15 protein-coding genes, 1 tRNA gene and 1 pseudogene are annotated in these 17,681 nt (G+C 58.0%); 8 read left to right on the forward strand and 9 right to left on the reverse strand.

Translation table 11 applies throughout. The features are described from left to right. The 5 genes and pseudogenes from FT726_RS21700 to gap all read left to right on the forward strand — a co-directional run. Positions 1–368 (forward strand): annotated as a pseudogene (locus tag FT726_RS21700) (MFS transporter); the annotation flags it as partial. Between the two features lie 11 nt (positions 369–379). Continuing rightward, a complete protein-coding gene (locus FT726_RS21705) occupies positions 380–2,773 on the forward strand; it encodes a glycoside hydrolase family 31 protein (RefSeq protein WP_288421810.1) in 2,394 nt (797 codons plus the stop codon). Between the two features lie 415 nt (positions 2,774–3,188). Further along, a complete protein-coding gene (locus FT726_RS21710; RefSeq protein WP_150361533.1) occupies positions 3,189–3,440 on the forward strand; it encodes a hypothetical protein in 252 nt (83 codons plus the stop codon). Between the two features lie 347 nt (positions 3,441–3,787). Continuing rightward, positions 3,788–4,768, forward strand: coding sequence for a GlxA family transcriptional regulator (locus tag FT726_RS21715; RefSeq protein ID WP_058771180.1), 981 nt, complete (start codon positions 3,788–3,790; stop codon positions 4,766–4,768). A 77-nt stretch (positions 4,769–4,845) separates the two neighbouring features. Then, entirely contained in the window at positions 4,846–5,856 is a 1,011-nt protein-coding gene (gap, locus tag FT726_RS21720; RefSeq protein WP_058757433.1) for a type I glyceraldehyde-3-phosphate dehydrogenase, read from the forward strand. A 38-nt stretch (positions 5,857–5,894) separates the two neighbouring features. Here gap and FT726_RS21725 read toward each other — a convergent pair whose 3' ends face one another. Next, positions 5,895–6,689 carry a helix-turn-helix transcriptional regulator gene (locus FT726_RS21725; RefSeq protein ID WP_058757432.1) on the reverse strand — a complete coding sequence of 265 codons (795 nt, stop codon included), beginning with the start codon at positions 6,687–6,689 and terminating at the stop codon, positions 5,895–5,897. 86 nt (positions 6,690–6,775) lie between these two features. Here FT726_RS21725 and FT726_RS21730 point away from each other — a divergent pair, with 86 nt between their 5' ends. After that, positions 6,776–7,951 (forward strand): YbfB/YjiJ family MFS transporter, encoded by a 1,176-nt coding sequence (locus FT726_RS21730; RefSeq protein ID WP_288421805.1) that lies wholly within the window; start codon positions 6,776–6,778, stop codon positions 7,949–7,951. Positions 7,952–7,956: 5 nt separating this feature from the next. On the opposite strand, the gene phoA is transcribed toward FT726_RS21730, so the two are convergent. Next, the gene (gene phoA, locus FT726_RS21735; RefSeq protein WP_058771178.1) at positions 7,957–9,363 is read right to left on the reverse strand and encodes an alkaline phosphatase; all 1,407 of its coding nucleotides are present in this window, start codon (positions 9,361–9,363) and stop codon (positions 7,957–7,959) included. A gap of 245 nt (positions 9,364–9,608) precedes the next feature. Here phoA and FT726_RS21740 point away from each other — a divergent pair. Next, a tRNA-Ser gene (locus FT726_RS21740) sits at positions 9,609–9,696 on the forward strand. A 474-nt stretch (positions 9,697–10,170) separates the two neighbouring features. After that, positions 10,171–10,731, forward strand: a complete 561-nt coding sequence (gene hxlB / locus FT726_RS21745) for a 6-phospho-3-hexuloisomerase (protein WP_125310822.1) — start codon at positions 10,171–10,173, stop codon at positions 10,729–10,731. 161 nt (positions 10,732–10,892) lie between these two features. Here hxlB and FT726_RS21750 read toward each other — a convergent pair whose 3' ends face one another. The 7 genes from FT726_RS21750 to FT726_RS21780 all read right to left on the reverse strand — a co-directional run. Next, positions 10,893–11,030 carry a hypothetical protein gene (locus FT726_RS21750; RefSeq protein ID WP_195910908.1) on the reverse strand — a complete coding sequence of 46 codons (138 nt, stop codon included), beginning with the start codon at positions 11,028–11,030 and terminating at the stop codon, positions 10,893–10,895. Between the two features lie 196 nt (positions 11,031–11,226). Continuing rightward, complete coding sequence (locus tag FT726_RS21755) at positions 11,227–12,234, reverse strand: XdhC family protein (RefSeq protein WP_346303435.1); 1,008 nt, start codon at positions 12,232–12,234, stop codon at positions 11,227–11,229. Between the two features lie 98 nt (positions 12,235–12,332). Next, complete coding sequence (gene phoH / locus FT726_RS21760) at positions 12,333–13,121, reverse strand: phosphate starvation-inducible protein PhoH (protein ID WP_021509913.1); 789 nt, start codon at positions 13,119–13,121, stop codon at positions 12,333–12,335. A gap of 574 nt (positions 13,122–13,695) precedes the next feature. Continuing rightward, positions 13,696–14,976, reverse strand: a complete 1,281-nt coding sequence (gene efeB / locus FT726_RS21765; RefSeq protein WP_211725303.1) for an iron uptake transporter deferrochelatase/peroxidase subunit — start codon at positions 14,974–14,976, stop codon at positions 13,696–13,698. 2 nt (positions 14,977–14,978) lie between these two features. Beyond that, complete coding sequence (gene efeO, locus FT726_RS21770) at positions 14,979–16,097, reverse strand: iron uptake system protein EfeO (protein WP_262264742.1); 1,119 nt, start codon at positions 16,095–16,097, stop codon at positions 14,979–14,981. A 51-nt stretch (positions 16,098–16,148) separates the two neighbouring features. Further along, positions 16,149–16,982 (reverse strand): iron uptake transporter permease EfeU, encoded by an 834-nt coding sequence (gene efeU, locus FT726_RS21775; protein WP_021509909.1) that lies wholly within the window; start codon positions 16,980–16,982, stop codon positions 16,149–16,151. A 256-nt stretch (positions 16,983–17,238) separates the two neighbouring features. Beyond that, on the reverse strand, positions 17,239–17,681 hold a 443-nt coding region (locus FT726_RS21780; RefSeq protein ID WP_407075083.1), incomplete at its 5' end, for a sodium:solute symporter family transporter.

The raw sequence follows: 17,681 nt of genomic DNA on the forward strand, positions 1-17,681 counted from the left end.
TAAAGTCCGTTGTCGCCAGCTCGGTCACCGGCGCCTTTCTGATGCTGTCGCTTGCGCTGGTGGCGATGACCAAAGACCCCTACGTCGCGATTGCCCTGATCTCGATTGGCGGTTTTGGTCATCAGATCATTTCCTGCATGTTGAGTGCGCTGGTGGTGGAAAAATTTGATAAGGGCCAGATGGCCACGGTGAATGGCATGCGCGGCTCGTTTGCCTGGATCTCCAGCTTCCTGTTTTCGCTGGTGATTGGCGTGACGGCTGACAAAATCGGCTTTAACCCGCTGTTTGTCGCCATGGGCTTCTTTGACCTGATCGGTGCAGTCTTCCTGATTGCGTTTATTGCTGAGCGTCGTTCAGCGACCCAATGAAGTAGGTAACGATGAAAACCTTAAAAAACTGGTCTTTAGCCCATTCTGATCGTCACCATGTGGTGCTTAACGTCGATGGCAAACACCATCTGTGCCTGTACGTGCTGGAAAAAAGTTTGTTCCGCGTGGTGATCAAGCGCCACGGCAACTACAGTCTGGACCGCACCTGGAGCATTGCGCCGGAACAGGATGTTCCGTGGGAAGGGCGTCCACGCGACAGCCTGGCCGGGTTTAGCCTGCCCGGCTTTACGCTGGAGGAAGAAGCCAATTGTCTGACTATTAGTACCGACACGCTGCGCGTGACGGTGCGTCAGCCACTGGCGCTGGAGTGGCAGTACCGTGATGCCGCTGGCGACTGGCAACTGCTGACCGGCGATCGCCCCACCAGCGCCTATCAGATCAACGCACACGGCGACGGCGTGGCGCACTATCAGCGCCGCATGGCAGACGACCGCTACTACGGTCTGGGCGAAAAAACCGGCGATCTGCAACGCAACGGCAAACGCTATGAGATGCGTAATCTGGATGCCATGGGCTACAACGCCTCCTCCACCGATCCGCTCTACAAACACGTGCCCTTCACCCTCACGCGGCGTAACGACGTCAGCTTTGGCCTGTTCTACGATAACCTCAGCACCAGCTGGTTCGATCTGGGTAACGAGCTGGATAACTATCACCAGCCGTATCGCCGCTGGCAGGCGGAGAGTGGCGATATTGATTACTACCTGTTTGTCGGTAAGCGGGTGCTGGATATCACCAAAACCTTCGTACGCCTGACCGGCAAAACGCTGTTCGGCCCCAAATGGAGTCTGGGCTACAGCGGCTCGACCATGCACTACACCGATGCGCCGGATGCGCAAAACCAGCTGATGAACTTCATCCGCCTGTGCGAAGAGCACGCTATTCCGTGCGACTCATTCCAGCTCTCTTCGGGCTATACCTCCATCAATAACAAGCGTTATGTGTTCAACTGGAACTACGACAAAGTGCCGCAGCCGGAAGCGATGAGCGAGGCGTTTCACGATGCCGGGCTGCGCCTGGCGGCCAACATCAAACCCTGCCTGCTGCAGGATCACCCGCGCTATGAAGAAGTCGCGGCTCAGGGACTGTTTATCCGCGATTCGGAAGAGGATGTGCCAGAGCGCTCAGTGTTCTGGGATGATGAAGGATCGCACCTCGATTTCACCCATCCGCAAACGGTGGCCTGGTGGCAGGAGAACGTCACCCGTCAGCTGCTGGAAAAAGGCATCGACGCCACCTGGAATGATAACAACGAGTATGAAGTCTGGGACGGCGAAGCGCGCTGCCACGGCTTCGGCACACCGATTGCCATCAAGCACATTCGCCCGGTGATGCCGCTGCTGATGATGCGCGCCTCGATGGAAGCGCAACAGCGCTTTGCCCCCGAACAGCGACCGTTCCTGATTTCGCGCTCTGGCTGCGCCGGGATGCAGCGCTACGTGCAAACCTGGAGCGGGGATAACCGCACCAACTGGACCTCGCTGCGCTACAACATTCGCATGGGCCTCGGCATGAGCCTGTCCGGCTTGTATAACGTCGGTCACGACGTCGGCGGCTTCTCGGGCGATAAACCCGACGCGGAGCTGTTTGTGCGCTGGGTACAGAATGGCGTCATGCATCCGCGCTTCACCATTCACTCATGGAATGACGATCACACCGTGAATGAGCCGTGGATGTATCCTTCGGTCACACCCGCGATTCGGGCGGCTATCGCGCTGCGCTATCGCCTGCTGCCCTATCTCTACACGCTGCTGTGGCAGGCGCATGCGGACGATGAACCGATGCTGCGTCCGACGTTCCTCGATCATGAACACGATGCCCAGACCTTTGCTGAATGTGATGAATTCCTGCTCGGCCGCGATCTGCTGGTCGCCAGCGTGGTGGAACCTGGCCAGCGTGAACGCCGCCTGTGGCTGCCCGACAACCAGACAGGCTGGTATGATTTCGCCACGCAGCAGTGGTACAGCGGGGGTCAATGGATCACCTTACCTGCGCCCCTGGAAACGCAGCCGCTGCTGGTGCGCGCAGGTGCGGCACTGCCACTCAGCGAGCGTATTGCTCACGTCAACGCCGCCGCAGACGATCGTCGCACGCTGCAGCTCTACCCATTGCAGGGCAAAGGCGTTAGCCACGGCGAACTGTTCGAAGATGATGGCGAATCCTGGGGCTATCAGCAGGGTAATGCGCTGTGGCTGCAGTGGGAAATGCGCTGCGAAGCCACAGCCATTCACCTCAGGTTACGGCGCAAGGGTGATTATCAGCCGGCATGGCAAACGTTGCAGATTGCCCTGCCCGCCGGTGAACAGCGTGCGCTGTTTATCGACGGTGTTGCCGCAGGCGCTGCGTCAGCCGACGTGACGCTGGCGCAGATTTCCCGCAGCTGATAAACCACAAGAGCGCACCGATGTCGGGTGCGCCTGCTTAACTTCAGCCCGTTCTTCTCTCCCTCAGCGGCTTACACCAACACGCTATCTGTCCGTTTTCTGTCCCGACGTTATCCCGCGAATAAATCTATCCGGTTTAATACGCTTATTTCACCGCCCTGCTCACCCGATTAATCCTGGTTGCTTACTAATATAATAGCTGCGCTTAATGCAGGCATAAGCGTTTACTGCTGAGGCGATTGCGTAAAACATGACGACGCACTGGCTAAGCCATCGCAATAATATGCCTCAACACGGAAACGCCGCGGTTTAAGCAATATTCAACTGTGGCGCGCTATTAGTCATTAAGACGACATTAATCGGGTAATTCCCGACTTCTTAAAGGGCCTCTGTGATGAAAAGATTGCTGTTACCGATGATAGCTTTACTTGCCAGCCACGCCACCCTTGCCGCCGACGGTCAAATCACGTTCGTCGGCGCGATCGTTGAACCCTCCTGTGATTATGCGGTGACGCGCAGCGTCTCGCTGAACTGCACGCGCGAAGGGATTAAAAAGAGCGAAACCCTGCAGGTTAATGGTGCCGCGCGTGAATTACCTTACGCGCTGGGCACCGCGCGCATTACCCGGGAGCGTGGTTTGACTTTTCTGCAGGTAGAATATAATTGATGGTTTTAAGTCTGATTTACTCAGCTGCTCATTATCCTAGTCATTATCACTGCCTGGCAAAGGAATGCTTTATAAAACAGTGTTTCTCTTAACCCATCCTGGCATTTCACTTCCAAAATAACAGACACCTGATTAATCTGGCATTCAACGCTTCAGTCTGCAGATATTTTTAACTGCACGATGATGGATATAAGATCATTTGCGACATCATGATTTTATATAAATATAGCGCCTGAACCAACAGGCCGGAAGCGCCCCGTCTGATGGCCGCGGCCGGGTATTCAGCTCACGCGCCTGATCGCCCATAGCACATTGACTTCTTTCGTGGCGCAGGTACATTTTACGCCATGAAAACCTTTCTGATTATTGTCCCGGACGGCGGCATGCTGTTCGAAGCGGCGGGTATCGCCGACATCCTCATGCACGCCAACCTGCACCTGCCGGTGGGCGTTGCTGGCGCACGCTATCGCATCAGCATCGCGACCACGCAGCCGCACCAGGTGATCCACGGCCAGTCCGGCCTCAATCTGCTCGCCGACCTTAAACTGGCTGAACTCGATCCGCGCGAACGCTGGGACACCATCATGATTACCGGCCGCGGTGATAACCCCGAAGAACGCAACATGGTGGTGGACTGGATTAAGCTGGCTGCCCCGCAGGCGCGCCGCGTGGTGTCGATTTGCGGGGCGGCAATGCTGCTGGCGGAAGCGGGATTGCTGGATGGCCGGCGCGCCACCAGCCACTGGCGTCTGCTGGACACGCTGCAGGCCAGCTATCCGCGCGTGCAGGTTGAAGGCGGCCCGCTGTATATTCAGGACGGCCCAATCTGGACCTCCGGCGGCGTCAGCTCCGGCTTCGATCTGACGCTGGCGCTGGTAGAGGAAGATTTTGGTTTCAGCGTGGCGCGCGACATCGCGCAGGATATGGTGATGTATCTGCGTCGTCCCGGCGGCCAGATGCAGTTCAGCCGCTTTCACCTGCAGTCCGTCAGCGAGTCGGGGCCGATTGCTCAGCTGCAGAGCTGGATCGCCGCCCATCTGGCGGAAGACCTGTCGGTAGAGAACCTGGCGGCCCAGGTGGCGATGAGCCCACGTAACTTTACCCGCGTGTTCAGCCGCGAAACCGGCGTTTCACCGGCGCGCTATGTGGCAGAAGCGCGGCTGGCGGCGGCGCGCGAGCGGCTGGAGCAGACGCGCGAGACGCTGGAACGCATTGCCATCGCCACCGGCTTTGGCAGCAGTATCAACCTGCGGCGCAGCTTCGAGCGCCAGCTGCATCTCACGCCCAACGAATATCGCCAGCGCTTTCACAGCCGCAAAATGGCGTAAAGTGATCCTTTTTTGTCGTTTACGCCAGTGCACGCCAGGCCTACAGTGACTGCAGTAACTTCACTAAGGAGTCAGTCATGATCAAGGTAGGCATTAACGGTTTTGGCCGTATCGGACGTAACGTATTCCGCGCCGCGCTCGGCAGCAGCGACATCGATATTGTGGCGATTAACGATCTCACCGACAGCAAAACGCTGGCGCATCTGCTGAAGCACGACTCCCTGCTGGGTCGGCTGCCGGCAGAAGTCAGCGCTGGCGACGGCGAGCTGCGCATTGATGGCAAACCAGTGCGGGTGTTCAGCGAGCGCGATCCGGCCAATATTCGCTGGCGTGACGTGGGCGTGGATATCGTCATCGAAGCCACCGGCTTTTTTACCGAGCGTGACAAGGCCGCGGTGCATATCACGCACGGCGGCGCCAAACGCGTGATCATCTCTGCGCCGGGCAAAAATGATGATTTGACGATTGTGATGGGCGTCAACGACCAGCGCTACGATCCGCAGCAGCACTTTGTGGTGAGTAACGGCAGCTGTACCACTAACGGCCTGGCGCCGGCCGCGCAGGTGCTGCATCAGGCGTTTGGTATTGAGCACGGTCTGATGAACACCACCCATGCCTATACCAACAGTCAGGCGCTGCATGACCAGCCAGAGAAAGATCTGCGCGGCGCGCGTGCGGCGGCGCTGTCGATTGTACCGTACTCCAGCGGCGCGGCTAAAGCGCTCGGCCGGGTGATTCCGGAACTGGAAGGCCGCTTAACCGGTTACTCGCTGCGCGTGCCGGTGCCGGTGGTGTCGGTAGTGGATCTGACGGTGACGCTGAAACGCGACGTGACGGCCGAAGAGGTGAATGACGCCTTTAAAGCCGCTGCTGCTGCGGGTCCGCTGCAGGGTATCCTCGGCTACAGCGATGAGCCGCTGGTCTCCAGCGATTATCAGGGCGATGCGCGCTCATCGATTATCGACGGCTTATCCACGCTGGTGATTGGTGGCAACCTGGTGAAGATCCTTGCCTGGTACGATAACGAATGGGGCTTTTCCAACCGTCTGGTTGACCTCGCGCGCCTGATGGCACAGCGCGGTCTGTAATCTCCCCGGCGGCGTGCGCCCGACCCGCGCACGCCGCGCTAATGCGCCAGATAGAAGATCAGATGCATTCCCGGTGCCTGCTCAATTTGCAGTGAGGTAAAGGTATATGTCTGCATCCTCCCTTCGACATCAATCAGGGTTTTATTGCCCGCGCCGATTTTCCCCACATCATGGTCATTCCACAGCGTGCGAAACCCGGCGCTGCGCGCCAGCAAATCCTCGATCACCACTTCGAATTCCTGCGCCTGATTGCTGGCGGCATAACCGGCGCGAAACGCCGACAGCGTATGGCGCGCCGCCTCTTCCCAGCCATGAATACGCTGCTGGTAGGCTTCACTGATGAACATCAGCTTGAGCGAGTTGCGATCCGCCGGCGGCAGGGCCGCCCAGTCGACAATCAGCGACTGCGCCGCCGGATTCCAGTAGACAATATCCATGTTGGCGCGGCGCACAAACGCCGGATGCGGGTCCAGCGCATCCACCATCGCCCTCACCTCAGGCGGCAATTCATGACTGAAAGGTTGCGAGTGTGCGTTACCAAACACCAGCGCTTCAAGATACTCCTGCTCGGTGACCGAGAGCTGTAGCACTTTGCCGATGCGTTGCAGCGCGGCGGGCGAAATACTGATGTCGCGGCCCTGCTCGAGCCAGGTGTACCAGCTGACGCTAACCGCCGCCAGCTGTGCCACTTCTTCGCGCCGCAGTCCGCTAACGCGCCGGTTTTGCCGGCTGAAGCCATAGATCTGCGGATCAATACGCGCGCGCTGGCGGGTAAGGAAGTTTTTTACATCTTCACCACGCGATTTGACGGCCTGGGTATGACCTGTAGTCATAGGATAAACCACCCCATTTTTCACTGACTGATTGACATTTACTATCACCGGACAGAGTAAGGTATCTCAGCGGAGTAAAGCAAAGTATGTCAGCAGATTCAGTTTCCGCCGGACGGCAAGCAGTCCGGCACACCCGGGTGAGCCTGATCACCATGCTCACCGGCATGGTGACCCTGATTGTGGTAATGGGTATCGGCCGCTTTTCACTCACGCCGCAGATCCCGCTGATGATCGCCAACGGTCACCTGACGCTCTCCAGCGCTGGTGTGCTGGCAGCGATGAATTACATCGGCTATCTGCTGGGCGCACTGCACGTGAGCCGCATCACCGCCCATCACGTGCGCTACCTGAAGGCCGGTTTGCTGGCCACCGCGCTGGTGACCCTGCTCTCCGGCTTTAGTCATGCCTGGGTGCTGCAGTGCCTGTTCCGTGTGGTGGCGGGTATCGGTGGTGCCTGGGCCCTGATTATCGTCACCTCCTGGACGCAGATGGTGCTGGCACAGCAGCAAGCCCCGCGCATGTCCGCCGCGGTATTTGCCGGCCCGGGAGCCGGCATCACCCTGAGCGGCGTGCTGGCGTGGCTTATCACCCGGTTACACCTGAATGACGATCGCGCCTGGCAATGCTATGGCGTGGTAGCGCTGGCTGGCGTGCTGCTGCTGTGGCGCGCGCTGCCCGCGTCGCTCCCCGCCCGGCAGCGGGAAAGTGCGTCGACGGCACCGGGTCGCGCGGTGAAACGGCTATGGCTGGCCTATACGCTGGCCGGTTTCGGCTACATTTTGCCCGCGACGTTTCTGTCACAAATGGCGCACAGCCTGTTTGCGCAGGGTCAGCTGGCAGCGCTTTTCTGGCCGCTGTTTGGACTTTGCGCAGTGGCTGGTGTGGTGCTAATTATGCTGTTTTCAGCGCGCCTGAATACGCGCCTCAGCCTGGCATGGGTTATGATCCTGCAGGGGCTGGGCGTGGCCAGCGGCGTGCTCATCCCGGGCGTGAGCGGGCTGCTGATCTCAACGGTGATGGTCGGGCTGGGGTTTCTTTCGATTATGCAGCTGTCGATGCAGCTGGCGCGCGCCGTCTCCAATATCAGCGTGGCAAAAACCGTGGCGATATTGACGTCAGGCTATGCCACTGGCCAGCTGATCGGGCCGCTGATATCCGCCGCCAGCGTGCAGATTTTTGCTTCCCTGCACCCCGCGCTGCTGCTGGCCGCTGGCGGACTGGTGCTGGGCGGGCTGCTGGTGCTGCGCATCCGCCCGCACTGACGCGCTTACTTCAGTGCCATCGCCTGCTTCAGCGTGAAGAACAGGTCGGTCTGATCGGTCAGGCCAACCACATTCGCCGCGTGCGGACCGTAGGCCGCGATGCGCAGCTGGGTGCCGGTGTGCTCCTGGGAATCCTCTTCCGAGTTACCGTAGCTGATGGTCATCACCGCGCCGTCTTTGGTGTTGAGCGCCTGAGTCAGACCCGGCGCTTTGGTACCGTTTTCGACGATCTGGCTGCTGTGCGCGTGATCGGCGGTTACCACCACCAGCGTATCGCCGTGCTCGCGCGCATACGCCAGCGCCACCTGCACCGCCTCATCTAAATCGACGGTTTCACCAATCTGACCGCACGGGTTAGCGGCGTGATCCTGCTTATCAATCGACGCACCCTCCACCTGCAGGAAGAAGCCGTTGTCGTTGTGACTGAGCAGGTCGATGGCTTTTTGCGTCATCTGCGCCAGGGTTGGCATCGATGCCGGACGATCTTTGTTGACCTCACAGGTCACCACCGGTTTATCCAGATTGCCATGATAGCTGGCTTTCGGCCCCTGCCAGCGCACCGGCATGTTGCCCTCCGAGAATAGCCCCAGCAGTGGCGTCTGTTGATTCGCCTGCTGTACCGCATTCAGCGCGGCGAGATTATCGACCAGCTGGAACCCCCGTATTTCGGCCTGCTCGCGCAGGGTTTTGCCCTGATAGTCGCCCGCTTTAGCCCGCTCAGCGAAAGATTTGGCACCGCCGCCCAGCGTGACGTCGGGACGGGTTTGCAGCAGCTGCTCGCTGATCGATCCTTTCCCGCCCTGCTCCAGCGCGTTACCCGGACACAGCTCGCTGGTTTTTTCCGGGCCGTAGCATTTGCGCGAGGTAACGTGCGCCATTAGCGCGGCCGGCGTGGCATCCTGCAGTTCTGCAGTCGAGACGTTGCCGGTGGCTTTACCGGCTGCTTTGGCCAGCTCAAGCAGCGTGACCTGATCTGTGCCGTTGACATCGACACCTATCGCGCCGTTATAAGTTTTCGTGCCGGTGGCCCAGGCGGTGGCCGACGCGGCAGAATCCGTTACGTAGTTTGGCTTATGCGTTTTCTTGTCCAGCGAGTAATGGGTGTACTGGCCGGTGAGCGGCAGCGCATCAATACCGGGAAAGAAACCGCCGGCCCCCATTGCCTGATTGCGCGCCGCGGTGATTTCGGAATCGCCCATGCCATCGCCAATCAGCAGGATGACATTCTTCGCCGTGCTATTGCTCAATGAGGCTTTCAGCGCTTCGGTTTGGTCGCCGCTCAGGCGACGCGCGCCGCCGTGCTGGGTAATATCGCCAGTGGCTGCGCGTTGATAGCTGGTGCTCTCTGCCAGCGCGGACGTGGTGGTGAGTGAAGCCAGCAGAGAGAGCGTAAAAAGAGGCAAGCGTTTCATTTATCAGCATCCTTATCCGTAGATATAACCAAATGTTTCCGCCGACAAGTCTGCGACAGTGCGGTGACACTTTTGTGTCAGTTAAGGAATGTTTTGATGACAAAAGCGGCAAAGTGGAGAGGCTTAAGGCAATCTGCGCAGAGGTTAAGCAAATAGAAAAAAAGGAGAAAATAGCCCTTGACCCTTATCGCTGAACTCCCTATAGTAGCGCCCCGTTGACCCAGTGCGGTCAGCAAACAAAATGTGGTGAGGTGTCCGAGTGGCTGAAGGAGCACGCCTGGAAAGTGTGTATACGGCAACGTATCGGGGGTTCGAATCCCCCCCTCACCGCCATCATTCAGAGAAGAGCCTGTACGCAAGTACGGGCTTTTTTCTTTTATATTCTCCAGGCGTGGGGGGATGAGAATCCCCGATGGGGGGTTCGACAACTGGCGCATACCAGTTGGACAGCGGAGCCTGCGACGCTGCCCGCAGGGTGAGCGAAGCTCATCAATCCCCCTCACCGTCATCATTTATATAAAAGTGCCCGGTTAACAGCCGGGCATTTTTATTTGTCTGTTATCCAGGTGCTTTTGTGCAACAGGACGCATAATCGAAAGATCCCCTTTCGCTGCAATATCGCGTGGGCAGCGGACCGTGTACTCTTACCGGAAATTCTGCAGGGTATCCTTTTCATCCACTGATGATGTCTTTGAATTAAGAGGGAATGCGCGATGACCAGACTGAAAAAGCACCGGCCATGTTCCGGCCACTCTCTTCGCTGTTTAATGAGACGGACGAACGATCGCCTGACGGGAGAGCGTTAACATGGCCGTTCAGTCAAACGTATCCCATATTCTTAACGAACTCGCGCACAACGCCCGGCAGATAGACGAGAGCCAGGCGCAGGCATTGATCGCACAAATTCGCAGCGCGAAACACATTTTCCTGCAGGGTGCCGGGCGCAGCGGCATTGCTATCCGCGCGTTCGCTAACCGTCTGTTGCATCTGGGTTTCTCTGTCAGCATGGTGGGTGAAATCTCGTCACCCCACTCCAGACCTGGCGATTTATTGATTATTGGTTCTGGCAGTGGCGAAACCGCGAGCCTGAAAGCACTGGCGCTGAACGCCGTTGAGCGCGGTGTCGATGTGGCGCTGATTACCCTGAAAGCAGATTCAGGCATCGGCAGACTGGCCAAATGCGTGTTGGTGTTACCCGGCAACGTTAAAACCGATAACGCACGCAGCGCCGGACGATTCTCGCAGCCAATGGGCTCGGCCTTTGAGCAGCTTTGCTTCATCACCTGTGACGCCATGGTGCTTGAAATCATGCATCAGTGCGGTGAAACCAGCGAGAGCATGTTCAGCCGCCATGCGGACTTCGAATAACAGCATAACGTGTTTCCCGAACGTCGCTGATTTATACGCGGCAAACCTGAGAGCGAAACCCTGTGTGGTGATAAGGTGTCGCCGCTGATACGGGTGTACAGGTTAGATAATTTATTCTGTTTATATTTAAGCGTAATTGATTTCCCTGGTGCCGGACTCAGTTATTGATGTGGATAAGGCCACGCATGATCGAGGCCGGTTGATGACAGGATGCCCGTGACGGCCAGCCAGGCGAGCACCAGCGCGAAGATAATAATTGCTGTAATTTCAATTGATTTAATCAAATGACGCTTAGCCATAAATACCCCTTCTCAGTTCAGGTGTTTGTACACGCTTCTCTGAAGATAAGATGTTACCGGTAAAGCGCAAGCGTTGATCACATCATGAAACATAAAGCACAGCTTATTGATTATTTGCGGCGCGAAAATTTGGCATAGCCGATTACCCGTCTGCTGGCGTCCTGGTGCATCCGGGTTTTTCGTGGGGTGAGTGATGTTATCCTTCAGACGCTGCGTGCACCGGGCTAAGCGCATCCGTTGCCGCTAACCCATTTTTGTGACGCACAATATCCGCCATGATTGCCAGCGCGATCTCCGCCGGGGTTTTGCTGCCGATATCCAGACCAACCGGTGCGTGAATGCGCTGCAACTGCGCCGGCGTCAGCTCCGCAATCGCGCTCAGGCGCGCTTTGCGTTTGGCGCTGTTGCGCTGCGAGCCCATCGCACCGAGATAAAATGCCGGCAGATTGACCGCTTCCATCATGGTGAGATCATCAATACGCGCATCATGCGTCAGCGAGAGGATCGCCGTGGCGGCATGACAGCCCTCGCGTTCCAGATACACTGCCGGAAACTGCTGCACCAGTTTGACATCCGGCGCCAGTTCGGCCGCCATATTGCTCAGCACCTCTTCACGGTGTTCACAGACGATGGTTTCGAATCCCAGCGCCAGCGCGAAGTTGGCACAGTAAACGGCGACGCTGGAGAGTCCGGCAAGGATCAGGCGTGGCGCGGCACTCAGGGTCAGAACGATTTCATCGTCAGTGACCTGGGTGCGGGTGCGGCGGGTATAAGGTGCCGGTTCGAGCGCGTGACACGGCTGCGGCAGCGTCAGGCGTTTGGTGATGGCACGCGCGCCGGTCAGCGCATCCTCCAGCTGCTGTAAATAGCGCAGCGTGGCGGCCCCGGCAGGCAACCGTTCGACCAGAATATCCAGTACGCCGCCGCATGGCAGCGCGCGGTCAGGCGTGTCGCCCCCCTCACCGTAGCGCACCAGTTGACTGGCGGCAGAGAACGCCTGCTGCTGAACGCGGGTGATAAAATTCTCCTCGACGCAGCCGCCGGAAAGGGAACCGCTGTAGCGCCCATCGACGCGAATCACCATCATCGCGCCAGGCGGGCGCGGCGATGAGCCGTACGTACTGAGCACGGTACACAGCCACACCGGCTGCGCTTCCGCCCACTGCTGCGCCATCCTTACCACCTGCACATCAAGAGAGTGCATGACTTTCTCCGCTCATCGTTTCCGCCTTTTTTCGTCCCGTAAGCATAGCAATGAAAAACCCGGCCGCAGCCGGGTTGAGATTAGCTATTTTTTCAAGGTTAACTGTAAGCATGCAGCGTGCGCTGGCACAGTGCCGAGCGAACGCAGTCGTCTTTACCGAAACGCACCACGCCAATCATCTCATCCTCTTCGAAGCGCGCCAGCGCATCGGCAAGGCCAGATTTGACGCTGGCGGGCAGGTCGCACTGGGTGACATCACCGTTGACAATGACCGTGACGTTTTCGCCCAGGCGGGTCAGGAACATCTTCATCTGCGCAGCGGTGACGTTTTGCGCCTCATCCAGAATCACCACCGCATTCTCAAAGGTACGTCCGCGCATATAAGCGAAGGGCGCGATCTCTACCTTGGCGATTTCGGGTCGCAGGCAGTACTGCATAAAGGAAGCGCCGAGACGTTTAACCAGAACGTCGTAAACCGGTCGGAAATAGGGGGCAAATTTCTCGGAGATGTCTCCTGGCAGGAAACCGAGATCTTCATCCGCCTGTAAAACCGGGCGCGTCACAATGATCCTTTCGATGTCCTTATTGATCAGGGCCTCGGCTGCTTTCGCAGCGCTGATCCAGGTTTTACCGCAGCCGGCTTCACCGGTCGCGAATATCAGCTGTTTCGTTTCTATGGCGTTAAGATAGTGCGCCTGAGCATCGTTTCTGGCCTCAATTGGTGACCGGTCACGCACATCGCGCGCCATGCCAATTGCATCCAGCCCACCCATCTGCACCAGCGAAGTGACCGATTCTTCTTCACGCTGACGATGACTGCGAGAGTCACTGCGAAGCACTCGGCGGGCTTCACGACGCGCTTTGATCACTGCTTTCTGTCTTCCCATAGTGGCACCTTACAGTTGGTTTCATTTATCGCGGCGGATCACCCGCGGCGATGATTTGAACGCTTTAGAGGTTTTGTTGGCTTCCTTGTAAGCCGTATCGAGCCAGTGAGAAAAGTGTGCAACAACGCCGAAACGCTGCCGCGCACCGGTAAACATCGGAAAAGAATTCGAAGGCGATAAAAGAAAAGTGAAGAGGATTCTCACGCGGGAGACAATCCCCCGCAGCGTACTGCGCTAGCTGAAGTGTATTTAACTGTCCGTATAAGGATCGGGCCATGCGCGAACTCCAGTGGACTTAGCCACACAACTGACGACGCTATGACTAAAGTTCATCATATTTCCGCCGATTTGCAACACTATTTTTACTTTACAGCAAAGAAAACCCGCATGGCGCTGCCTTAGCCCGGTGCGCTTAAATTAAATTAATATTACTATTCAGTAAGATAGGTAATTGAGCACTTAACAAACTGTTTCAGAAAATTCGGACATCACAGCGAGACAAGAGAAATTTAAGGCGGGCTTAACAGCAGCGCCTGGCACCGCGAACGGCGAACAAGCGCTGTGCATTAATTAATCAGGCTTCGAGCAACGGCTGCCCCAGATAATGATTTTTGTCCGCCACGCCGGGCAAAACAAAAAAGTATCCGCCGCCGATGGGACGAATATATTCTTCCAGCGCTTCGCCGTTCAGCCGTTTCTGCACGGTAATAAAGCCTTTGCTTAAATCGTGCTGATAACAGACGAACAGCAGCCCCATATCCAGCTGCCCTGCCCCGGTAATCCCCGAGGAATAGCTGTAGCCGCGCCGCAGCATCAGGCTGCTGTCGGTTTGCGGCGTGCGTGGATTGGCGAGCCGGATATGCGCATCCAGCGCAATTATTTCGCCGTCCGGATCGCGGGCGTAATCCGGCACGTCGTGCTCGTGCTGCATCCCCAGCGGCGCGCCAGACAACTTCTCACGACCAAAAATGGTTTGCTGCTCGCCCAGCGGCGTGCGGTCCCACATTTCAACGTGAAAACGAATGATGCGCACCGCCTGATAGCTGCCGCCGTGCGTCCACGCCGGTTCCTGCTGTTCCGGTGTCACCCACAACAGCTGGTCCATCAACTGCGCATTGTTCGTATCCGGATTGGCGGTGCCATCTTTGAAACCCAGCAGGTTAATTGGCGTTTCGCGCCCTTTGCTGCGTGCAGCGTGATCGGCGATAAAGCCGTCGCGCCGCCAGCGCACCGCCAGCAGATCCGGCGTATGCTTGATGATATCGCGCAGCGCGTGAATCACCGTATCCTGGGTATTGGCGCAGATCTGAATCAGCAGGTCGCCATGACACTGTGCGGCGTCGAGCGAATCGTTGGGAAAGCGTGTCATCGTCTGCAGCTGGCTGGGTTTATGCGCGGCCAGCCCGAAGCGCTCGTCGAACAGTGAATCACCCACCGACAGCGTCAGGGTCAGGTTATCGGGCGCAATGTCCGCACCCAGGATGCCGGAGTCGAGCGGCGGCAGCTGCGGATTGGGCACCGCCGGCGCCGGTCCGCCCTGGGTGAGAAAGGCAAAGCGCTGCGTCAGCAGCCGCAGCAGGCGTTCCAGTTCGGCTTTATCACCGGCCAGCACATCAAACGCCACCAGCATCATAGATGCCTGCTGCGGCGTCAGGATGCCGGCCTGATGAGCGCCGTAAAACGGTTGCGCCTGCTGGCGCGCATCGGGTGCAACCGTGCCGGGTGAGAAACTCTCTGCCGCGCTGGCGGCATGGAACGGACAGCCGCCGCCCAGTGCCGCCGCGCCACCCAGCATGCCCAATCCCTGTAACAGACGACGACGCGACGGTTGCGCCGCGTCATTTTTTTTACTCATGATTAATCAAGACCTAAAGTGCCGCGCAGCAGGGAGAGATCTTCCGCCAGCGTGGTGATGGGCCCTTTCAGCGCATTACGGTCGCTGGTGGTCAGCTTTTCATAGGAGGCAAAACCGTCTTTGGTACGGTATTTGCTGAGAATGCCATCCACCTTCTTAAAGTTCGCGTCCACTTTCGCCAGCAGCTGCGGATTGGCTTTTTGCAGCAGAGGACGCAGCAGATCAACGATTTTCTGTGCGCCGTCGATGTTGGCCTGAAAATCGGACAGATCGGTACGGCTGTAGCGATCTTCCTCACCAGAGATTTTGCTGGACGCCACCTCTTCAATCAGTCCTGCCGCGCCACCGACCACTTTCGCCGGCGGGAAGGCCAGCTCGCTGACGCGGGTTTGCAGATCCTGCACATCCTTATACAGCTGGTCAGCGAACGCGTCCGCGCCTTTGGTGGTGTTGTCGGCGAACAGCAGTTTTTCCAGCCGGTGGAAGCCGGTAAATTTCGGATCTTCCGCTTTTTTCTCGAAGTCATCTTCACGCGCGTCAATACTGCCGTCGAGGTCAGAGAACAGTTCGGCAATCGGCTCGATGCGCTCATAGTGCACACGCGTCGGCGCATACAGCGCTTTGGCTTTTTCCACGTCACCGGCTTTTACCGCGTCGGTAAAGGCTTTGGTGCCGGCCACCAGCGCGCTCACCTCGCCCATCACGTAGACTTTGTAATCGGCAATCGGCCCGACCAGCTGCAGCACGTCTGGCTTGCCGCTGCTGGCTTTTTGGCTGTCACCGCTGACCACCAGCTTGCCTTTCGGATTAGTGAGCAGGCCGCAGGTCATGTCATATTCACCCGCTTCCAGGTTGGCGGTGAGCTTCTGGCTGAAGCCGGGCGCGATGTTTTCGCGCTCTTCCACCACCATCACGCCTTTGAGGATTTCCCACTCCAGCGCTTTCTGGCTGTTGTTTTTGATGATGAACTGGGTTTTACCGGCCTGCACGTTGAGCGACATCGGCTCGCACTGCTTGTCAGTGACCGTCACCGTGACCTGCGGTACGGCAGCGGCAGAAGCGGCACCGGACAGCGCCAGCATTGAGAGCAACAGCGCCTTACGGCGGAAGCGAATCGTCATAGTCATATCCCTGTTACATGAAGGTACAGGCGCACGCGCGCCTGCGAAAATTTAGCGCACCGAACGTGCAGCGCTGGGTGCCGGACGCGCCGGGAAGAAAAACAGCAGCAGCGCCGGGATCAGATAAATCAGCCATACTGCGACTTCGCTGACGCTCGGCGCTTCCTGATAACCCAGAATGCCTTCCAGCAGCGTGCCAAAGATCGAATGGGTAGAGAGCGTGTTGCTGAAGTCAAACGCGGTCGCCTGGAAGTGGTTCCACAGTCCCGCCTCGTGGAAGGCGCGGATCGCCCCCGCCGCCAGTCCGGCCGCCACCAGCAGGATGAACAGGCTGGTCCAGCGGAAGAAGTGCGCCATGTTAAGCCGCACGCCGCCGTAGTAAATCAGCATGCCGAGCACGATGGCGGTCGCCAGACCCAGCACCGCGCCAATCGGTGGCGCATAGCCAACATCCTGGGTAAACGCCGCCAGCAGAAAAAACACCGACTCCAGCCCTTCCCGCGCCACGGCGAGAAACACCATCAGCACCAGCGGCAACCCGCTGCCGCCCGGCTTCTGCAGCGCCTGATCGACGGATTTTTCCAGCGTAGCTTTGATATTGCGCGACACCTTGCGCATCCAGAACACCATTGAGGTGAGGATCACCACGGCAATTACCGCCACGATGCCCTCGAACAGTTCCTGCTGTTTCTGCGGGAACTCACCGGTGGTTTCGTTGATGAAAATACCGAGCGCGAGGCACAGCGCCGCAGCAATAAACACGCCGGCCCACATCGCGGGGAACCACTGGCTGCGCTGGGTGCGTTTGAGATAGCTGGCAATCAGGCTGACGATGAGCGCTGCCTCGAGACCTTCGCGCAGCATAATGAGAAAGGGAACGAACATCACCAACCTCTTGAATGTTAAGGAGGGTAAACCTTAGGTAAAAATACGTAAAGTGCGAACGATATCGATTATCATTATCGCGGATGAAAATACAAGTCACCGCGCGAAATTAATTTTGCTTTTGCGGGTCAGGTAGCGATGCGGGAAAGTCAGGGCGGAGTGACAGATTGCGCGATAAATCGTGCGCAGAGGACGAGACATGAAAACTGCGGGGAACACGGCACACGCGCTCCCCGCTTTACTCAGGCCAACACCGTTATTTGGTGTTGTATTCCGCTTCGGCGGCATCGAAACGCTGCTGCGCTTCAGCCGACGGTTCGCGGCCGGCCAGGCTCACCACGACAATCGCGATGCTGGCAAACAGGAAGCCCGGGATGATTTCATACAGGTTGAGCCAGGCGTACTGCTTCCAGATCAGCACCGTAGCGGCCCCGATAATCATGCCGGCCAGCGCGCCGTTGCGCGTCATACGCTTCCAGCACACGCCGAACAGCACCACCGGACCGAATGCGGCACCAAAGCCTGCCCAGGCGTAGCTCACCAGGCCGAGCACGCGGTTCTCCGGGTTGGAGGCCAGCGCAATTGCCACCAGCGCAATCACCAGCACCATTAAACGGCCAACCCACACCAGCTCTTTCTGGCTGGCATTTTTACGCAGGAAACCTTTATACAGGTCTTCGGTCAGCGCGCTCGAGCACA

It is taken from the genome of Pantoea sp. Morm (genome assembly GCF_016643525.1).
Classification (GTDB): Bacteria; Pseudomonadota; Gammaproteobacteria; order Enterobacterales; family Enterobacteriaceae; genus Pantoea; species Pantoea dispersa.